20 protein-coding genes and 2 pseudogenes are annotated in these 17,947 nt (G+C 59.5%); 16 read left to right on the top strand and 6 right to left on the bottom strand.

Features of this window, described 5'->3' with window-relative positions:
• Positions 1-33 precede the first annotated feature (33 nt).
• Positions 34-738, top strand: a complete 705-nt coding sequence (locus tag AAAC48_RS16390) for a glutathione S-transferase N-terminal domain-containing protein (RefSeq protein WP_340655197.1) — start codon at positions 34-36, stop codon at positions 736-738.
• 86 nt (positions 739-824) lie between these two features.
• Positions 825-1,121 (top strand): hypothetical protein, encoded by a 297-nt coding sequence (locus AAAC48_RS16385; RefSeq protein ID WP_340655196.1) that lies wholly within the window; start codon positions 825-827, stop codon positions 1,119-1,121.
• Between the two features lie 51 nt (positions 1,122-1,172).
• Here AAAC48_RS16385 and AAAC48_RS16380 read toward each other — a convergent pair whose 3' ends face one another.
• On the bottom strand, positions 1,173-1,442 hold the full coding sequence (locus AAAC48_RS16380; RefSeq protein WP_340655195.1) for a protein usg: 270 nt from the start codon (positions 1,440-1,442) through the stop codon (positions 1,173-1,175).
• A gap of 108 nt (positions 1,443-1,550) precedes the next feature.
• On the opposite strand from AAAC48_RS16380, the gene groL reads away from it, so the two are divergent.
• From groL to AAAC48_RS16360, 4 genes are all read left to right on the top strand, one after another.
• Positions 1,551-3,179: a chaperonin GroEL gene (gene groL / locus AAAC48_RS16375; RefSeq protein ID WP_340655194.1), complete on the top strand. Its 1,629-nt coding sequence runs from the start codon at positions 1,551-1,553 to the stop codon at positions 3,177-3,179.
• Positions 3,180-3,444: 265 nt separating this feature from the next.
• A complete protein-coding gene (locus AAAC48_RS16370) occupies positions 3,445-3,891 on the top strand; it encodes an SRPBCC family protein (RefSeq protein ID WP_340655193.1) in 447 nt (148 codons plus the stop codon).
• Complete coding sequence (locus AAAC48_RS16365; protein WP_340655192.1) at positions 3,878-4,210, top strand: ArsR family transcriptional regulator; 333 nt, start codon at positions 3,878-3,880, stop codon at positions 4,208-4,210. The genes AAAC48_RS16370 and AAAC48_RS16365 overlap by 14 nt, the downstream gene beginning before the upstream one ends.
• Positions 4,211-4,340: 130 nt before the next feature.
• Positions 4,341-4,634, top strand: coding sequence for a GYD domain-containing protein (locus AAAC48_RS16360; RefSeq protein WP_340655191.1), 294 nt, complete (start codon positions 4,341-4,343; stop codon positions 4,632-4,634).
• Positions 4,635-4,873: 239 nt separating this feature from the next.
• Here the strand turns inward: AAAC48_RS16360 and AAAC48_RS16355 are convergent, their stop codons facing one another.
• A complete protein-coding gene (locus AAAC48_RS16355) occupies positions 4,874-5,566 on the bottom strand; it encodes a helix-turn-helix domain-containing protein (protein WP_340655190.1) in 693 nt (230 codons plus the stop codon).
• 151 nt (positions 5,567-5,717) lie between these two features.
• On the opposite strand from AAAC48_RS16355, the gene AAAC48_RS16350 reads away from it, so the two are divergent.
• The 4 genes from AAAC48_RS16350 (at position 5,718) to AAAC48_RS16335 (ending at position 9,146) form a co-directional block, all read left to right on the top strand.
• Positions 5,718-6,875, top strand: coding sequence for an acyl-CoA dehydrogenase family protein (locus AAAC48_RS16350; RefSeq protein ID WP_340655209.1), 1,158 nt, complete (start codon positions 5,718-5,720; stop codon positions 6,873-6,875).
• A 214-nt stretch (positions 6,876-7,089) separates the two neighbouring features.
• Positions 7,090-7,875: a DUF4087 domain-containing protein gene (locus AAAC48_RS16345; protein ID WP_340655189.1), complete on the top strand. Its 786-nt coding sequence runs from the start codon at positions 7,090-7,092 to the stop codon at positions 7,873-7,875.
• Positions 7,876-8,239: 364 nt separating this feature from the next.
• A complete protein-coding gene (locus tag AAAC48_RS16340) occupies positions 8,240-8,683 on the top strand; it encodes a hypothetical protein (protein ID WP_340655188.1) in 444 nt (147 codons plus the stop codon).
• Between the two features lie 55 nt (positions 8,684-8,738).
• On the top strand, positions 8,739-9,146 hold the full coding sequence (locus AAAC48_RS16335; RefSeq protein ID WP_340655187.1) for a cytochrome c: 408 nt from the start codon (positions 8,739-8,741) through the stop codon (positions 9,144-9,146).
• Positions 9,147-9,158: 12 nt separating this feature from the next.
• Here the strand turns inward: AAAC48_RS16335 and AAAC48_RS16330 are convergent, their stop codons facing one another.
• On the bottom strand, positions 9,159-10,430 hold the full coding sequence (locus tag AAAC48_RS16330) for a tlde1 domain-containing protein (protein WP_340655186.1): 1,272 nt from the start codon (positions 10,428-10,430) through the stop codon (positions 9,159-9,161).
• Positions 10,431-10,739: 309 nt separating this feature from the next.
• Positions 10,740-11,489, bottom strand: coding sequence for an SDR family oxidoreductase (locus tag AAAC48_RS16325; protein ID WP_340655208.1), 750 nt, complete (start codon positions 11,487-11,489; stop codon positions 10,740-10,742).
• Here AAAC48_RS16325 and AAAC48_RS16320 point away from each other — a divergent pair.
• The 5 genes and pseudogenes from AAAC48_RS16320 to AAAC48_RS16300 all read left to right on the top strand — a co-directional run.
• Positions 11,490-11,960: pseudogene (locus tag AAAC48_RS16320) on the top strand (LysR substrate-binding domain-containing protein); the annotation flags it as partial.
• A 660-nt stretch (positions 11,961-12,620) separates the two neighbouring features.
• Positions 12,621-12,935, top strand: coding sequence for a quaternary ammonium compound efflux SMR transporter SugE (gene sugE, locus AAAC48_RS16315; RefSeq protein WP_340655185.1), 315 nt, complete (start codon positions 12,621-12,623; stop codon positions 12,933-12,935).
• Positions 12,936-13,001: 66 nt separating this feature from the next.
• Positions 13,002-13,790 (top strand): molybdopterin-synthase adenylyltransferase MoeB, encoded by a 789-nt coding sequence (locus AAAC48_RS16310; RefSeq protein WP_340655184.1) that lies wholly within the window; start codon positions 13,002-13,004, stop codon positions 13,788-13,790.
• A gap of 4 nt (positions 13,791-13,794) precedes the next feature.
• Positions 13,795-15,051, top strand: a complete 1,257-nt coding sequence (locus AAAC48_RS16305; protein WP_340655183.1) for an aconitase X catalytic domain-containing protein — start codon at positions 13,795-13,797, stop codon at positions 15,049-15,051.
• Complete coding sequence (locus AAAC48_RS16300) at positions 15,048-15,485, top strand: DUF126 domain-containing protein (RefSeq protein WP_340655182.1); 438 nt, start codon at positions 15,048-15,050, stop codon at positions 15,483-15,485. Before AAAC48_RS16305 ends, AAAC48_RS16300 begins: the two co-directional genes overlap by 4 nt.
• 168 nt (positions 15,486-15,653) lie before the next feature.
• Here AAAC48_RS16300 and AAAC48_RS16295 read toward each other — a convergent pair whose 3' ends face one another.
• On the bottom strand, positions 15,654-16,655 hold the full coding sequence (locus tag AAAC48_RS16295) for a D-glycerate dehydrogenase (protein WP_340655207.1): 1,002 nt from the start codon (positions 16,653-16,655) through the stop codon (positions 15,654-15,656).
• Between the two features lie 153 nt (positions 16,656-16,808).
• Between AAAC48_RS16295 and AAAC48_RS16290 the strand changes: the two genes are divergently transcribed.
• Positions 16,809-17,402 carry an SH3 domain-containing protein gene (locus AAAC48_RS16290; protein ID WP_340655181.1) on the top strand — a complete coding sequence of 198 codons (594 nt, stop codon included), beginning with the start codon at positions 16,809-16,811 and terminating at the stop codon, positions 17,400-17,402.
• A gap of 46 nt (positions 17,403-17,448) precedes the next feature.
• Here the strand turns inward: AAAC48_RS16290 and AAAC48_RS16285 are convergent.
• Positions 17,449-17,832: pseudogene (locus AAAC48_RS16285) on the bottom strand (outer membrane beta-barrel protein); the annotation flags it as partial.
• Between the last annotated feature and the right edge of the window lie 115 nt (positions 17,833-17,947).

Raw genomic sequence — 17,947 nt, 5'->3', positions numbered from 1 at the left:
AATCAGACCATTCAGTCAGACCACGGAGTTCCCATGCCAGATCTGTTCGCCTTCCCCATCGCCAGCCGGTGGCCGGCAAAGCATCCCGACCGCCTGCAACTCTATTCATTCCCGACGCCGAACGGCGTCAAGGTCTCGATTGCCCTTGAAGAGCTGGGCCTGCCCTATGAGGCACATGCCGTCGATATCGGCAAGAACGAGAGCTGGACGCCGGAATTTCTCTCGCTGAACCCGAATGGCAAGATTCCGGCGATTATCGATCCCAACGGACCGGATGGGAAACCGCTTGGCTTGTTCGAGTCCGGCGCGATCCTGCTCTATCTCGCCGAAAAAACCGGCAAGCTCATTGCGTCCGATGCGGCCGGGCGCTACGAGACCATCCAGTGGGTGTTCTTTCAGATGGCGGCGATCGGGCCGATATTCGGCCAGGTCGGCTTCTTCCATAAGTTCGCCGGCCGCGAGATCGAGGACAAGCGTCCGCTAAAGCGCTACGCGGATGAATCGAGGCGCCTGCTTGGCGTTCTCGAAACACGCCTCGAGGGCCGAAAATGGATCATGGGCGATGAATACACCATCGCCGACATTTCGATGCTGGGCTGGGTGCGCAATCTGATCGGATTCTACGGCGCGGGCGAGCTGGTCGCCTTTGACAGCCTGAAGCGCGTTCCGGCATGGCTGGAGCGTGGCCTCGCGCGACCGGCGGTGCAGCGTGGTCTTGATATCCCAAAGCGCTCATAACAACAGTCCGGCAGTCGCACAGCGGCTGTCGGATTAAAGACCGCTCATTCGTCCCTTAAGAACCAACGGCAGAAGGAGCATTCAAAATGACGCAGCAGGACAAGATCGCAGTCGAAAACGTCAACCATCCCGGCAAATCCAAGCCGGTCGACCGGGCCATGTATGATGCAATGAGACAGGCCTATCTTGAAGTTCTCCCAGCAAGACCGCCCGGCCTGACGCTGGCACAAATCAGTGAGCACCTGACCGGGAGACTGCCTCGGGACCTGTTTCTGGATGGTGCGAAGGCTGGCTGGTGGGCGAAGACAGTGCAGCTTGATCTGGAGGCGAAGGGATTGGCGAAGCGTGAGAAAACCCGTCCGATAAAGTTGCATCGGGCGTAGATCTTCGCGATCTGAGGCAACAAAGCCCCTCCTCGGAGAGAGAGCTTTCTTTCAATGTATCGAAATAATGCCGTCAACCGCCCGCCACTCGCGCGGCTCGATCAGGCGCTGGTGAACGATGCGCACCGAATGCAGCGGCCCCTCGATGTCCTTGCACCAGAAATCAAGAAACCCTTTCAATTCCGGAAAAGTCGGAGCAAGATCATACTCCTGCCATATGTATAGCTGGAGAAAGCTGGGGTGGTCGGGGAGGCGATAATGTATTTCCGCTGTCGTCAGCCCGTAGCCCTTCAACTGAAGTTCGAATGCTCTGCTGGTCATGAATATTACCCTTGTGGATCAACTCATGCATCACACTGAATCTTGTCAGATTCTATTGTGTTTTCAAGGGGCGATTATGATTTTTCCTGAAAAAGAGGAGTAACGACAATGGCTGCAAAGGAAGTAAAATTCAGCGCTCAGGCCCGTGATCTGATGCTGCAAGGCGTCGACATCCTTGCCAATGCCGTCAAGGTCACACTTGGCCCTAAAGGCCGCAACGTCGTCATCGACAAATCCTATGGCGCGCCCCGCATCACGAAGGACGGCGTCACGGTCGCCAAGGAGATCGAGCTCGAGGACAAGTTCGAGAATATGGGCGCGCAGATGCTGCGCGAAGTCGCATCCAAGACCAGCGACACTGCCGGCGACGGCACGACGACAGCGACAGTACTCGCCCAGGCGATTGTTCGCGAAGGCGGCAAGGCCGTTGCTGCCGGCATGAACCCGATGGACCTCAAGCGCGGAATTGATCTCGCCGTTGATGCTGTTGTCGAAGAACTGAAGCGCAACGCCCGCAAGATCTCGAACAATTCCGAAATTGCCCAGGTCGCCACGATTTCCGCCAATGGTGATACCGAGATCGGGCAATATCTCGCTGATGCCATGGGAAAGGTCGGGCATGAGGGCGTCATCACCGTTGAGGAAGCCAAGACCGCCGACACCGAGCTTGAAATCGTCGAGGGCATGCAGTTCGACCGGGGTTATCTCTCGCCTTACTTCGTCACCAATCCGGAGAAGATGCTGGTCGATTTTGAAGACCCCTATATCCTCATTCATGAAAAGAAGCTCTCGAACCTGCAAGCGATGCTGCCGATTCTCGAAGCGGTCATGCAGTCCGGCAAACCGCTCCTCATCATTGCCGAAGATGTCGAGGGCGAAGCGCTCGCAACACTTGTCGTCAACAAGCTGCGTGGAGGGCTGAAAGTTGCCGCGGTCAAGGCGCCGGGATTTGGCGACCGTCGCAAGGCCATGCTCGAGGATATTGCTATTTTGACTGCTGGCACGGCAATCAGCGAGGACCTGGGGATCAAGCTTGAAAACGTGACGCTCGACATGCTCGGTCGCACCAAGAAGATTGTGATCGATAAGGAAAGCACGACGATTGTCGACGGCGCCGGGTCAAAGACAGAAATCGACGGGCGAATTACCCAGATCAAGATGCAGATCGAGGATACGACCTCCGACTATGACCGCGAAAAATTGCAGGAACGCCTGGCGAAGCTTTCCGGTGGCGTGGCAGTCATCCGCGTAGGAGGTTCAACGGAAGTCGAGGTCCGGGAGCGGAAGGATCGCGTCGATGACGCCCTGCATGCGACGCGCGCGGCCGTGGAAGAGGGCATTCTTCCGGGCGGCGGTGTGGCCCTGCTGCGGGCAGCCAAGGTACTCATCGGCCTTCAGGCGAAAAATGCCGATCAGCGCGTTGGCGTCGACATCGTGCGGCGCGCTATCGAAGCGCCTATTCGCCAGATCGCCGAGAATGCGGGCGCCGAAGGGTCGATTATCGTTGGCAAGCTGCGCGAGAATGACGATTTTCCCGTCGGCTGGAATGCCCAGACTGGGGAGTACGGCAATCTCTTCGACATGGGTGTCATTGATCCCGCAAAGGTGGTCCGCACCGCGCTCCAGGGCGCAGCGTCCATTGCCGGCCTTCTGGTGACGACCGAAGCAATGGTGGCCGAGGTTCCGAAGAAGGGTTCAGCACCCGCCGTGCCTGCCGGTCCCGGCATGGATTACTGATCTTAAGAAGCCGGCCCGGCAAGAACCGGACCGGCTTGGACATAGGGCGCCTATTTGTCCTTGCCGTTCGCGATGCGTTTGCTTGCGATTTTACGGTTTTCGGCGGGATCACCGGTCGCATAGCCCGTCCCGTCAGCCCCCACGGCTCGGCGCTCGTGGGTTTGGAGCCCATCAAGCAGAACCCCATTTGGTTATACATGCAACTTTACGGTTGCGCTTTTGCCTGCAGCATGGCATGGTAAAAGGCAACCAGGAGGTTGCACTTATGACTGATCGTATCGAAAAAAGCATCGAGTTGAATGCCCCTGTCGAACGAGTTTGGCAGGCTCTGACAAATCACCACGAGTTTGGAGAGTGGTTCCGCGTCAAGCTGGATGGCCCCTTCGTTGCGGGTAAGGTCTCGACGGGCCGCGTCACCTATCCCGGCTATGAGCACATCAAATGGGAAGCGACAATCAAGCAGATCGAAGAACCGCGCCTGTTCTCCATGACGTGGCATCCATACGCCATCGACCCGGACGTCGACTACTCCAACGATACACCGACGCTCGTCGAATTCCGCCTAACGCCCACTGCGAATGGAACCCGTCTGACCGTAACCGAATCCGGCTTCGATGCCATCCCCAAGCACCGCATGCCGGAGGCCCTGCGCATGAATGAAGGAGGCTGGGAGCAACAGGTGAAGAATATCAAAACATATGTTGAGCGATAGTATCCGCACATATGACCCGGCGCCGCTCTTTGCGGCGTTGGGTGATCGCACCCGCCTTTCGCTTCTGACGAAGCTCAGCGACGGGCAAAGCCGCTCGATAGCGGGGCTTTGCGGAGACACCAACCTTACCCGGCAGGCCATCACCAAGCATCTGCGTGTTCTCGAAAATGCCGGACTGGTCATCAGCACCAAGGTCGGCCGCGAAAGCCAGTTTGCCTTCAGGCCCGAGCCGATCGAGGAGGTTCGAGCCTATCTTGCAGGTGTCTCGCAGCAATGGGATGACGCCCTGCTACGCCTGCGCTCGTTCGTGGAACGATGAGCGCCCTAGCCCCATTGAGTTAGCCGGCCTGCATTGTTCGCCCGTGGCAACGGGCGTATAGTTTTTGCAACGGGGAGCGAGGGACAAGTCGCGGCCACCGGCGCAGGCCGTGCCGCGCGGGAGGTATATCATGACCACTTATGTGATGCTGCTCAACTGGACCGAGCAGGGCGTAAAGAATGTGCGCGAATCCCCCAGCAGACTTGATGCCGGCAAGAAGGTGCTCAGCGACATGGGCGGCTCGATCAAGCAATTCTATCTTACCATGGGCGAATTCGACATGGTCATTGTCTGCGAGGCACCTGACGACGCGGTCATGGCCCGGTTTGCACTCTCTCTCGGCATGAAGGGCAATGTGCGCACGCGCACGCTGAAGGCCTTCCCCGAGGCGGCCTATCGCGAGATCATCAACTCGCTTGGCTAGCGCAAATCTGACGCACTTTGCACCAATGGACGCGACTTTACCGAGCTGATTTAGGCTATCGGGACGACGTTCGGCCGATGCTTGCCCTCCTTCCGGCGCAGCCCGATCGCAACGCGCGGTTAAAGGACAAAATCCTGCCAAACTTCGTGATCGAACGCGATATATAGGGCGTCGGCAAGCTGACGCAGCCGGATCTGAAGAGTGCCTCGCAGACATCCTGCGCGGTGCTCAATTGCCGTTTAGGCAACCCTGCGTGGTTCGCGGGCAAAGGGGCTCAAACCGAGCCATTGCTGCATGGCACTGGCGATATTTGGATCACCGTCGAATTCAAGCTGCCCGGCTTCCACTTCGCGGCGGACGACGGAAAGTCCCATCCAAATTGCCGTCATGCTTTTCAGTGAACTCGTCACCAGGAGATCGACATCAAAACCGGGATCAAACCCACAGAGGTCCACCTCGCTCCCGTTGATGACAAGCCAATAGTTCTGCTTGGCCTGCGGAAGCTCCGGGTACACAAACTGTATCGTGCAGCGTCGCGGCGGCAGAGGTTCGGGGTTGAGATGCCGCCGCATGTCCCACATCAGCAGGGAAGGATCGAGATTTCTCAGCGACAGCTGCGATTCCACCCAGCGTTGTCCCCAGGCGCCGATGCCCATGACAATGGGGCGCAAATCTTCACCGGCGCGCGAGAGGTGATACTCCGTCACGCCATTGGCGTTGGGCGTTGCAAGCACGACACCGGCACGTTCCAGCTCTTTGAGCCGCTTCGACAGGAGGGCCGGTGACATGCGCGGCACCCCCCGGCGCAGATCATTGAAGCGTGTCGTCCCGCATAAGAGCTCGCGAAGCACGAGCGTCGTCCACCTCGAGCACAGGATCTCCGATGCCATCGATACCGGACAGAACTGGCCGTATCCTCCACGCTCTTCCATGGGTCCCACCAACAAGGCTAAACGCAAATCATACCCGAAAACCCCGATGGTGCATACCGGTAGTACAGTTCGTGAACTGGACACGGCCTGTACATGGGGGGATTCTATCCAACGGTCAGTAATGGCCCAATAGGAGGAACACATGCATAACATGGCAGAAACATCACCAATCAATGCACAAGCATCTCCGCCCGGTAATGCTGTCGATATTGCGCATTCCTTGTCACCCACTCTCGTGGCCCGTGCGGCCGAGTTCGACGCCAACGACACTTTCGTTGCGGAGAACTACCAGCTGTTGAAAACAGCGGGGCTCGTCGAAGCTGGCGTTCCGCGCGAGCTTGGCGGCGGTGGCGCCGAAGTGGCAGAACTGGCTGAAATGCTGCGCGTCATGGCCCACGCCTGCTCGTCCACCGCGCTCGCCTTTTCCATGCACACGCATCAGGTGGCAATTCCCGCATGGCGCTGGCGCCATCAGAAAGTCGCGGCGGTCGAGCCCCTGCTGAAGCGTGTCGCCAACGAAAAGCTGATCCTTTTGTCCAGTGGCGGTTCCGATTGGATCGGCGGCTCCGGTGATGCAATCAAGGTCGAGGGCGGTTATCGCATCTCGGCGCGAAAAGTCTTCACCTCAGGCGCCAATGCCGGTGACATCCTGATGACGGGGGCAATCCACCGCGCCGATGATGGCACAGCCAATGTCGTCCACTTCGGGGCATCGATGAACGCCGCCGAGGTCAAGATCATCGACACATGGAAGGCGCTTGGCATGCGTGGAACGGGTTCGAACGATGTTGTGCTCGAAGACCTGTTCATCCCGGATGCGGGCATCGCCTTCTCGCGCAAGGCTGGCGAATGGCACCCGGTTTTCCAGATCATCGCCACGACAGCCTTCCCGCTGATCTACGCTGTCTATCTGGGTGTGGCCGAAAGCGCGCGCGACATCGCCATCCACCTCGCCAAGAAAAAGCAGCCGAACGAAAACACGTTCAACCTGGCCGGTCGCATGGACACCACATTACGTGCGGCACAGCTTGCACATCAATGGATGGTCAAGATCACGCAGCGCAATGCGCCGTCTGCGGAAACCGTCAACGAAATCATGATCGGGCGCTCCCTCGTTGCCGAACATGCGATCAAGACGGTCGAACTGGCACTGGAGCTTGCCGGAGGTGCCGGGTTCTATCGCAGTAACGGGCTTGAACAGCGTTTCCGCGACGTGCAGGGAGCACGCTTCCATCCGCTACAGCAGGGTCCGCAAGCCCGTTATGCCGGGGCGATGGCGCTTGGCCAGTCGGTCAATACCATCTTCTGATCTGTGGGATCCCTGATCCGACATCGGGCGGCGTATGTGCCGCCCGCCAGACCAGGCATTACCTTTGCGAAAAACCTCCCCGATATTCCTCGGTTGCAATCACCTCAGTCATCTACAATTCAGGGTTGATGAGCCGATAGGCTTCACCTAATGTGGCCAAAACTTGGTTATTCCATGCCAATAAATTGACGAAACCTATTGGAGAGGATGATCCATGTTCAACAGGATGGTAACCAATTTCATCGCTGCCATCGTGGCTCTAAGCCTTTCTGTCGGCCTGTCCTTCGCGCAGGACAACACCCTCAATGGAGCGCTGGACAACGCCTTTGGCAGCCACGACAACTATCTGGCGGTGATCAAAAGTTTCCAGGCTGCCGTGAAGGCACATGACAGGACGGCGGTCGCCGCCGCGGTGCGCTATCCCATAGGTGTAGAGATCAACGGCAAGGCAACCACGATCAAATCGGCAAATCAGTTCGTCCAGAATTACGATGCGATCATGACAAAGGAGATTACGGATGCCGTGGTCAACCAGAAGCTGGACGACCTTTTCGTCAACTGGAAAGGGATCATGTTCGGCGACGGCCAGATCTGGATCGATGGCGTTTGCAATGACAACACTTGCAAGAATGTCGACATAAAAGTTACGACCATCCAGTCTACCGCCGATATAGCGCCACCAGCGGCGCCGGGTGAAATGCGCTGCGGCTGGATCGAGACCCCGACACCCGGCAATCTCTGGCTCATCGACAAGGACGCTACCTGGACCATTACCTCGCAGGGCCAGGGCGAGGGTCCGGATGCGGCCGGGATCGACAAAATACCGCAAGGCGACCCGAAGCAGTTCGTCGATACAAGTCGCGGCGCCGGGCATGGCTATAGTTGCGGCTGCCTGAGGGTTGAAACAAATGCCAAGGACAAGCGGATCACCAAGGTGATTTCCGGCAAGGCCCTGCCGTTGGCAAAATGCAAGGCGGACAAATCATTGCCCAAACCGTGACCCCCGACAAAGGCTAATCCGAAGTGGTGCATTGATTTGTCGCGACTTTAGGCGAAAGATTGCGATGCTCTTTAACGACGGAGAAATTTGCGAAATTTGTTTTTGCACAAAGCTATCGGAAAACGAGGAGCCAACGGGCACGGTGTTGCTTGAGCCGACTAAACCGCGTCACGTATTAAGGGTTTCTGCTCGCAAGATTAGCCAGGACCATCGTTGAGTTCGCCGATCTCGACAGGGGATAAGGCGATGCGCGAATGCATGAGTGCGTTCGCGAGGGCCCTAGCTTTCACGACGGGTTTCGCCGCCGCATCAGAATTGACGCGGGGTCGCGGCTGGCCATGTCACCTGACCAGGAGGAAGGACGATGTTACGCATAAGCCCATTAAGCATCTTCGCAGGTGCTGGGACGATTGCCGCGAGCCTGTGCGCTTTTGCTCCGGCTGCGACAAGCGGATCGCTGGAGACCATAAGAAGCCAAATCCAGTATCTGCCAATCCAGAGCATCAGCCATGAATTCGGTTCGAAAACCATGAGCGGTTTTTTCGTTCAGCAAGCCGACGCTTGTTATGTCGCGCTCATGGTTATCGAGAAAAATGCCCTGGACACGGTGCCACCGCCATCCGCCATGCGAGTGCGCCTTGTTATGTCACCGGGGCAGGTCATCGGCCTCGACAGCGAGGAAGGCCGCTCCGTCAACCTCACCTGCGGCGAGCGTGCCATGACAATGCTCCTTGATATCGGCGACAGGGATAAATTAGTGGCCGAGCAGACGCTTGCGCTTCCGAACAATGTCGCCAAGTCACATTGAGACAAGGCATCGGCCGCGATCCGGTGCAGCACGCCGGATCGCGGCCAGGCGTCCGTTGCTACACCGACTGATTGTGCTGTCGGCAGTAATCTCTAGTCTGGCGGCCATTTCCGGCGCATCATCACAGAGCGAAACGACTGCCGGAAAGTTCTACAGAATTGCCGGTGGCAAGGTCGACGCGCGAACCTATAATGGTTACCGGCTGTATCAGGGTAGCTGCAGTCACTGCCACGGCCCCGATGGCATGGGCTCGACGTTCGCAGCCTCCCTCGTTGACCGCCTGCCCGAGGTCGACGCATTCCGGCGCATTGTCCGGGGCGGCCAATCCAGCGGCACGTCCGTCATGAAGGGTTTCGCCGACGACCCTAACATTGCGCCCTATATCGATGACATCTATGCCTATCTGCAGGCGCGTGCCGACGGTGCGCTCGGGCGCGGCCGCCCCGTCAAATCGGCGCCTTAGCGAACAGGCACATTATCTGGAAGCGACCCGCGTCGAAGCGGATGACGTGCGGGCGACCACGACAAGCTGCGTGACTTCGCCCCGCTTGAAGGCGGCGAGGAAGCGGCGATAATCCTTGAACACCAGGCAGCCATTCGAGTCGCCGCGACGCCCAAGCATATAGGTGTGAGCCAGGAGCCCATCGCGGCCGTAGATCTTGCTTGGATCGACGGGGTTGAGCCTGATCGCCTCGACCCCGTGGAACAGCGCCTCGCGCATGGTGAGATTGTAGGTATGCGGCGGCGTCGGGCCGCGCATCTTCTTGTTGACGTAACGGGGATTGTCGAGCATCGGCCCCATGCCCGAATGGGCTTCCAGACGCTCGCCATTGGGCATGTAGACTGTTGCCGCCGCGATATCATAAGTGGCGGTGCGGCCACGGCCCGCGAAAAGCGGCGCAGGCCTTAAGGAAGGCGCGCTGTCACGAATATCATTGTCCTGCGGCGCATAGGCAAGCAGACCCGCCGGCGCGCGCTTCAACGTCTTCGCCGAAGGCAAGACGGCATCGTCTGCCGGCCGGCGCGGCCGCATTCCCGGCAAGGGCACCGCCGCAATATCGTCATCCGCGGCAGGTTCGTCCTCGGCCAGGACCAGGCTGAACGGCCCCTGCGGCAAGGTTCCTACCGGCGGCGGTGCATCCTCCAGGGCAGCCACCGCAACAGTTGGTCCCGCAACGGATGGTGCCGTTAAAGGCCGCTCCTCATCGACAATGCTGTAGGTCCGGACCGAGGCAACCTGCATCGTATCGAGGCCGTCCGCGCGGGCGCTAAAAGTCTCGGCAGCCAGGGGCGCCGTGTCAACGCCGGATGCGCGGGCGCCAAAAACCTCTGCGGCCAAAGGCGCCGCGGCCACGATCTTCGGCCTTGGCGGCGTGATGACGCTGATCTCACCGGATGGTCCGATCACCGCTCCTTCATCCATATTGCTGGCCTGCCAGGGTGTGTGTGTCAGGTCCGGCACGCGCGGAAATTTCGGGTTTTTGGGTGCAGCCTCATAAGGGGCGGCGAGCGCAACCAGGCTCGCTGCCAAAGGGCGCTCTGCCCGACCATGGCTGCCGGGGACGCCGCGACCCGCGACATGGGGCATGAAAGCGCCCTGCATGGCGAAGGTCGCCGCCACCGTCCCGAGCGACACGACGACGCCGAGACCGGCAAAAAGGGTGGCGGGAACAAGGCGGCTGTTCGAGCGACGGCCATTTCTGCCAAAAGGCTTGACGTCCCTGACCGTCTTCACTCCAAACGCCATGATACCCGTACCCACATTGCTCAACCCGCGCGCCAAAAACGCGCACAACCACTATTGCCGTGGCAAAACTGAGGCCATCACGAGCGAAACATCGCCCGATGGCCATTTGCTGGCTGGGTTTGAGAATGAAGAAACTTGGTTACCAATTGATTGATGGGTCGTCGATTGTCTGAAAAACAGCTCTGCTGGATGCGCCCTTGAGGTGAAACCAATCGCACTGGAAGCTTGGCGAATTAGTCACCCGTCCCTGACCAATGCATCTAAGCCACGCGATATGAAGTGAAGTTTGGCGGTGCATACCGCCAGACTTCAGCTATTGAGCGCCGTTGCTCGATATTCCTGCCTGGTCGGCCTGAACAATATCTCGTTGATGTCGACATCCTCTGGCTGACTCATGGCGAAGGCCACCATGCTGGCGAAGGAGAAAGCGGGAATGGCGACCCGTTCATAGAGCGCACGCACATTTTCGGCGACATCGGATTCAGTGATGCTGTCCGGCAGTTCCGTAGCGACCGCACCCGGCGAGATGATGGTCGTGCGGATGTTGTAAGGCTTGACCTCCTGCCGCAGCCCCTCGGAGATCACGCGGACGCCATGCTTGGTTGCGGCGTAAACGGCTCCTCCCGGCCCAACCTTGTGACCGGCGACCGACGATACATTGATGATGTGGCCGCTTTGCTGCTCCTTCATGTATGGCAGCACGGCGCCAATGCCATAAAGCACGCCCTTTAGGTTCACGTCGATCGTCCGATCCCAATCGTCGACCTTGCAGCGCTCCAGAGGCGAGTGCGGCATCAGGCCGGCATTGTTTATGATCACGTCGATGCGGCCATGCAGCTTCACCGCATGGTCGACCAGGTGCTTGACCTCGTCGAACTTCGTCACGTCAGTCTGGACCACCGCATCCTGGCCAAGCGAAAGCGCCTCGGCGACCGCCAGAAGCCGTTCAAGGCGCCGTGCTCCCAGAACGAGCCTGGCGCTGTCACGGGCAAGGCGGCGAGTAGCCGCCTCCCCCAATCCGCTGCTTGCGCCGGTGATGACGACGACTTTATCCTTGATGACGCGGGCGTGCGTTTGGGCGAACAGGTGGCGAAAGACATGATCGCGGTTCGCATAGGCCCGGAGATGCGCATGGCGGTGGTGGGTGCCCAAGCCTATTTCGCGAACCGGACGAAGCCGCTGGCACCCCACGACCTGACCGATCATTCCTGCATCAACCTGCGCCTGCCGACCTATGGCGGCATCTATACTTGGGAATTCGAGAAGGACGGGCGCGAGGTGAAGGTTCGGGTGGAGGGTCAGTTGGTGTTCAACAACATCGCGCTCAGGCTGAGTGCAGCGCTGGCAGGAGGCGGGCTGGCCTACCTTCCCGAGGATGTCGTGGAGCCGTATCTGGCGGAAGGGCGATTGGTCCGGGTTCTTGAAGACTGGTGTACGCCATTTCCCGGCTACCATCTGTACTATCCCAGCCGCAGGCAGGCCTCACCCGCATTCGCGCTCGTGGTGGATGCCCTGCGCTATCGAGCGTGAGGGACTGAGATCGGGTTCAAGCCACGACAGGCGAAACGCCGCCGGATAGCCAATTACTGACAATGCGTGAGAATGAAGAAACTTGGTTACCAATTGATTGATGCCGGGGGAAGGAACTGGGGGTGGCGCGATCCGTCGCTCTTACCTGTTGACACCCACCTCCGTGATCCTCGGGCTTGACCCGAAGAGGGCGCAGAGGTTGAGGCACTTCAGCAGCGCACCCACATCCCTCATGGTGAGCTTGTCGGTAGCTTGAATATTTCTAGAGGGTTTGATTGGGCAGCCAGCCGCGCAGGCCGATAGGCTAACGCTCCCGACAGAAGAATATTCAAGAATTACCGCGGCAAAACTGAGGCCACAACGAGCTTACGAATTCGTATGGACGTCACCGTTATCCCCTCACAGGTCAGGCCGACAGTCCCAATGCGGGTCAGTCGACAATAGTCCGTAGAGCGTCACCATCCGGTCGACGAACGAAGCCATGTGTGCGCAAAGCCTTCACTCCCCTTGAACTTAAACACCAAAATTACTCATCCCTTGGCAGTCTTGCCAATTCTCCCGCTGCTGCCTAAGTAAATCAGCGGAGGACGGCCTCCACGCTCCATAGCGTTTCCAGACAAATCCGGGACGGCCCGATCGAACATGTGAAGGATGGTCGTCATGGCCTGGACTATACTTATTCTTGCGGGTCTGTTTGAAATCGGCTGGGCCATCGGGCTCAAATATACCGATGGTTTCACCCGCATCACCCCCTCTGTTCTGACCGCCGGCAGCATGGTAATCAGCGTCGTGCTGCTTGGCCTTGCGCTGCGCGAACTCCCGGTCGGCAGCGCCTACGCGGTGTGGACCGGCATCGGCACGGTCGGCACGGCGTTGCTCGGCATGTATCTCTTCGCCGAGCCCGCGACAGTGATCCGCCTCGTCTGTATCGCACTCATCGTTTCGGGCATTGGCGGGCTGAAATTTCTCGCCTAGCCTGGCCGGTTATCTCTCCCTCAAGGGGAGAGATAAAGCAGCGCATTGGTTTCCTATCAGCCCATCATGTCTTACTGTGTCGTCATGACTGATCCGCAAAGCACCGCCCTTACCCCTTCCGAAATCGAGCGCTACGCCCGCCATATCATCCTTGGCGAGATTGGCGGGCCCGGCCAGCAGAGGCTGAAGCGCGCCCGCGTGCTTGTCGTCGGCGCCGGGGGCCTCGGAGCGCCGGTGCTGCAATATCTGGCGGCGTCGGGCGTCGGCACGCTCGGTATTGTCGATGACGACCGCGTGTCTCTTTCGAATTTGCAACGGCAGATCATCCATTCGAGCGATCTCGTTGGCTCGGCCAAGGTGGAAAGTGCGGCGCGCGCCATTGCCGCGATCAACCCGCATGTGACCGTCGAGGCGCATGAGCTGCGCATCGCGCCGGACAATGTCGCCGAACTCGTCCGCCGCTATGACATCATCGTCGACGGCTCCGACAATTTCGATACGCGCTATCTTCTGGCGGATACCTGCCTCGAAGCGAAGCGGCCGCTGGTCTCGGCGGCGCTCGGGCGCTTCGACGGTTCGGTAACGACGCTGATGCCCTATGCGGCGAATGCGGCGGGCGAGCCGAACCCCTCCTATCGCGACCTCTTCCCCAATCCGCCGCCGCCAGGCCTTCTGCCCGCCTGCGCCGAGGCCGGCGTGCTTGGCGTCCTGCCGGGCGTCATCGGCACGCTGCAGGCGACCGAGGTGATCAAGCTCATCACCGGCATTGGCGAGCCGCTGATCGGCCGGCTGTTGCTCTATGATGCGCTGACCTCGCGCTTCGAGACCATCAAGTACAAAGCCCGCAAGGCCTGACGGCATGGCGCTTGAGCTTTCAGCCGAACAGCAGGCGATTGCCGGCGGCGCGCGCGGCGAAGGTGCCGCCATGGCGATGCGCATCGTTGCCGCGACCGCGCGGCTGATGGGCGCGCCCTCTCTGATCCCCATCGCCTCGGCGCATATTGACGGCGCGCTCTATCACGGCGATTCCGGTACGCTCTTTGCCGAAAAGCTGGTCGCGGGCGGTGCAAAGGTTGCGGTGCGCGCGACACTCAATGTCGGCTCGCTCGATTTGACCGGCTGCTCGAAGAACCGCCTGCCCCCGCAGGAACGCGACATGGCGCGGCGCATGATGGATGCCTATCGCAAGCTTGGCTGCGAGCCGAGCTGGACCTGCGCGCCCTATCAGGCCGGTCACCGCCCGGCGCTTGGCAGCGACGTCGCCTGGGGCGAATCCAATGCCGTGGTGTTCTGCAATTCGGTGCTGGGCGCGCGCACCAACCGCTATGGCGACTTCCTCGACATCGCCTGCGCCATTTCCGGCTTTGCCCCCTATTACGGTTTTCACCGCCGGCAAAACCGCCGCGCCACCGTGGTCTTCGATGTCTTCGGCCTCGATGCGGCATTTTTATCCTCCGAAGTCGCCTGGCCGATCCTTGGCAGCCTTTATGGCCGCGAGCTTGGCGACGCGGTCGGCGTGGTTGCCGGCATTCCCGCCCATCCCGGAGAAGATGCGCTGAAGGCCTTCGGCGCCGCCTCCGCCTCGGCCGGGGCCGTCGGGCTGTTCCATGTGGCGGGCGTCACGCCGGAAGCGCCGGACCTTGCCACCGCCCTGTACCACCAGCCGCCGCGGGCGGTCATCAGGGTCACCGCTCAGATGATCGCAGATTCGCGCCGCCGTCTTTCCACTGCGCTGGGCACCGGCCGCATCGACGCCGTTGCCATGGGCAGCCCGCATCTCTCGGTGGCGGAGTTCGAACGGCTTGAGAAGCTTATCGCCGGGCGCAGGCTCAAGGTGCCGCTCTATGCCTGCACCGGCCGCCACGCCCTCGCCGCGCTGGAACAGGACGGCCGCCGCCAGGCGCTGGAGGAGAGCGGCGTGATCGTCGTCGCCGACACCTGCGTCGTGGTCACGCCGATCCTGCCGGACATTGCCGGTGCAGTGCTGATGACCAATTCCGGCAAGTTCGCGCATTATGCGCCGGGCAATACCGGCTATGGCGTGATCTACGGCTCCATGGCCGAATGCGTGGAGAGTGCGATCCTCGGCCGCCCTTCGTTCGGAGCAGCAGCATGAAGGCGGAAATCCTCGTCACCGGCCAGCCCGCCCAAGGCCAGGCGCTCGTCCTCACCGCACCCATCAGTTTCTGGGGCGGGGTCAATCCGAAGACCGGGCAGATTGCCGATGTGCGCCACCCGCAACACGGCATATCGATCAGCGGCAAGGTGCTGTGCCTGCCGGGGACGATTGGCTCGTCTTCCGCCGCCGCCGTGCTGCTGGAGCTGGTGACCGCCGGGCTCGCGCCTGCGGCGATCATCCTCAACGAGCCGGACGCGATCCTCTTGCTCGGGCTCATCGTCGCGCAGGAAATGGGCCACCAGACGCCGATGGCGCTGCGGCTTGATCGCGGGGAGTTTGGAAATCTTGCTGATCGCGAACTTGCCGTTTGCGCGGATGGATCAGTGCTTATCTCCCCACTTGCGGGGCAGAAAGGATTTTCTAAGGATTAGCCTCTTTGCTAAATCCTTAGAAAATCCAAGAGAGGGGTAGTGAAATGATTGCATCCCTCTCTTGCGATTTCTAGCAATTAGCCGAGAAGCTAAGCTCATGAAATCGCTTTTTCTCCCGCAAGGGGAGAGATGATCGGCATCGACTGTCAGTGTTCTTGAAGGGGATTCTCACTGGTCCCTGGGCAAAACCCGGTCGGGGGGGCGATGCCCGTCGATAAAGGTGCGGATGTTGATGATCACCTTCTCGCCCATGTCGATACGGCCTTCGAGCGTCGCCGAGCCCATATGCGGCAGGATCACCACCTTGCCATGCTTGGCAAGCTTGCGCAGCTTGGAATTGACCGCAGGCTCATGCTCGAACACGTCAAGCGCAGCGCCCGCCAATTTTCCATGTTCGAGCTGTTCGATCAGCGCGTGCTCGTCGATGATCTGGCCGCGCGCCGTGTTGACGATGAACGCGGTCGGCTGCATCAGCGCGAGGCGCCGCGCCGAGAGCAGATGGAACGTCGCCGGCGTCGAGGGGCAATTGACCGAGATGATGTCCATACGCGCGAGCATCTGGTCGAGGCTTTCCCAATAGGTTGCCTCGAGCTCCTCTTCGGTCTTCGGGTTGACCGGCTTGCGGTTGTGATAATGGATCGACAGCCCGAATGCCTTGGCGCGCCGCGCAACTGCCGTGCCGATACGTCCCATGCCGACAATTCCGAGCCGCTTGCCCCAGATACGCCGCCCGAGCATCCAGGTCGGGCCCCAGCCCTCCCACTTGCCGTCATCGAGCAGGATCGCGGCGCCTTCGACGAGGCGGCGCGGCGCGGCAAGCATCAGCGCCATGGTCATGTCCGCGGTGTCTTCGGTCAGGACATTTGGTGTGTTGGTGACAGTGATTCCACGCTTGGCAGCGGCAACCACGTCGATATTGTCGGTGCCATTGCCGAAATTGGCGATCAGTTTGAGATTGGGACCGGCCGCATTTATGATCTCCTCGCTGATATGGTCGGTAATGGTCGGCACCAGAACATTGGCATGGCTGACAGCCTCGATCAGTTCCGCCTTGGACAGCCGCCGGTCATCGACATTCAACCGCGCTTCGAAGAGCTCGCGCATCCGCGTCTCGATGGGATCCGGCAATTTACGGGTGATGACGACCAGAGGCTTCTTGCTCACCAATATTCCCCTCCCAATTCCTGACGCTATTGAGACCTCTTTAACCAAGTCATTGCAAACTGCAATTGCTCTTTGCGCTCCTCCACTTGTCTATCAAGGCGGCGCATCAAAGACAAAGAAAAATAGGGATCGTTCGCCATTCTGCCGCAAAATCGGCTAATGCAGCACCGGAACGATGAAGGACTGATTTTGTTGCACGTTAGAAATTTCAGCTTATTGAAACTCGCAGGTAGTGTTGCAGCTGCCCTTCTCCTTTTGCTCCCGCTCAGCCTGCCAACGCCTGGAAAGGCCGAAGCAGCGGCACAGATTGGCCCCAGCGGTCTGCCCCTGCCGCGTTTCGTCAGCCTGAAGCCTGGCCGCGTCAATTTGCGCGTCGGCCCCGGCCGCGATTATGCGGTGACGTGGCTGTTCCTGAAATCAGGTCTGCCGGTCGAGATCATCCAGGAATATGACAATTGGCGGCGTATTCGCGATTCGGAAGGTACGGAGGGCTGGGTGTATCAGTCGCTTCTTTCCGGCAAGCGCACGGCGATGACTGCACCCTGGCAGCGCGACAAGGATGACGTGATGCTGAACGTCTATCGCAGCGCCGATGACAAGGCGAGCATCGTCGCCAAGGTGCAGCCCGGCGTTCTTGGCAACCTCAAGACCTGCAATGGTGCCTATTGCCGGGTTGTGTTCAGCGGCGCCAGCGGCTGGATGCGGCAGTCCGATATCTGGGGCGCCTATCCGGACGAGAAGTTCGAAAATTGACCTTTGAAGGCAATGGCGGGCACCAGGCCCGCCAGCCAAACAATGATCAGAACTTATAACTCAACCCCAATGTGGATGAGACCTCACTGAACCGAACTTTTAAAGTCATACCATCCGCAAATGGGAAGCCTTGCTTGCCAAAATCGGTATAGTGGAGATCGCCACGAACAAGCCAATGCTTGTCCATCGCATATTCGATCCCGCCGCCCGCGGTCCAGCCGACAAGCGTTTTGCGCTCGCCTTCAAAGCCACTCAACTCCGGATTTGAAACCGCAATGCCGCCAGCAACATAAGGCAAGAAGTCGGCGACCGCATATCCGGCTTTGGCGGGCACCGAGCCTTGCCAATTACTCGTGAAATTGTCGGCAGGGCTCGTGTGTGATTTTGTGAGATCGGCGTAGTCGATATCGCCTTCAAGGCCAAAAACGAAATTGTTGTCGAACTGAAAAACTAGACTTAGTTTACTTAGGGAAAGCCGTTATGCGAACCTATCAGGAACTGCCAATCACGAGTGAGCACGCAGTCTTCGTCGCTGCCCTGCCACA

The sequence above is a fragment of the Phyllobacterium sp. genome, from assembly GCF_037994405.1.
Taxonomy (GTDB): Bacteria; Pseudomonadota; Alphaproteobacteria; order Rhizobiales; family Rhizobiaceae; genus Phyllobacterium.
Note: the sequence above shows the minus strand (reverse complement) of the source record. Positions and strands in the feature narration are given on the sequence as shown.

Coding starts and splice junctions, on each gene's coding strand:
- AAAC48_RS16390 (WP_340655197.1), top strand. CDS start 34: ATGCCAGATCTGTTCGCCTTCCCCATCGCCAGCCGGTGGCCGGCAAAG.
- AAAC48_RS16385 (WP_340655196.1), top strand. CDS start 825: ATGACGCAGCAGGACAAGATCGCAGTCGAAAACGTCAACCATCCCGGC.
- AAAC48_RS16380 (WP_340655195.1), bottom strand. CDS start 1,442: ATGACCAGCAGAGCATTCGAACTTCAGTTGAAGGGCTACGGGCTGACG.
- groL (WP_340655194.1), top strand. CDS start 1,551: ATGGCTGCAAAGGAAGTAAAATTCAGCGCTCAGGCCCGTGATCTGATG.
- AAAC48_RS16370 (WP_340655193.1), top strand. CDS start 3,445: ATGACTGATCGTATCGAAAAAAGCATCGAGTTGAATGCCCCTGTCGAA.
- AAAC48_RS16365 (WP_340655192.1), top strand. CDS start 3,878: ATGTTGAGCGATAGTATCCGCACATATGACCCGGCGCCGCTCTTTGCG.
- AAAC48_RS16360 (WP_340655191.1), top strand. CDS start 4,341: ATGACCACTTATGTGATGCTGCTCAACTGGACCGAGCAGGGCGTAAAG.
- AAAC48_RS16355 (WP_340655190.1), bottom strand. CDS start 5,566: ATGGAAGAGCGTGGAGGATACGGCCAGTTCTGTCCGGTATCGATGGCA.
- AAAC48_RS16350 (WP_340655209.1), top strand. CDS start 5,718: ATGGCAGAAACATCACCAATCAATGCACAAGCATCTCCGCCCGGTAAT.
- AAAC48_RS16345 (WP_340655189.1), top strand. CDS start 7,090: ATGTTCAACAGGATGGTAACCAATTTCATCGCTGCCATCGTGGCTCTA.
- AAAC48_RS16340 (WP_340655188.1), top strand. CDS start 8,240: ATGTTACGCATAAGCCCATTAAGCATCTTCGCAGGTGCTGGGACGATT.
- AAAC48_RS16330 (WP_340655186.1), bottom strand. CDS start 10,430: ATGGCGTTTGGAGTGAAGACGGTCAGGGACGTCAAGCCTTTTGGCAGA.
- sugE (WP_340655185.1), top strand. CDS start 12,621: ATGGCCTGGACTATACTTATTCTTGCGGGTCTGTTTGAAATCGGCTGG.
- AAAC48_RS16310 (WP_340655184.1), top strand. CDS start 13,002: ATGTCTTACTGTGTCGTCATGACTGATCCGCAAAGCACCGCCCTTACC.
- AAAC48_RS16305 (WP_340655183.1), top strand. CDS start 13,795: ATGGCGCTTGAGCTTTCAGCCGAACAGCAGGCGATTGCCGGCGGCGCG.
- AAAC48_RS16300 (WP_340655182.1), top strand. CDS start 15,048: ATGAAGGCGGAAATCCTCGTCACCGGCCAGCCCGCCCAAGGCCAGGCG.
- AAAC48_RS16290 (WP_340655181.1), top strand. CDS start 16,809: ATGCAGCACCGGAACGATGAAGGACTGATTTTGTTGCACGTTAGAAAT.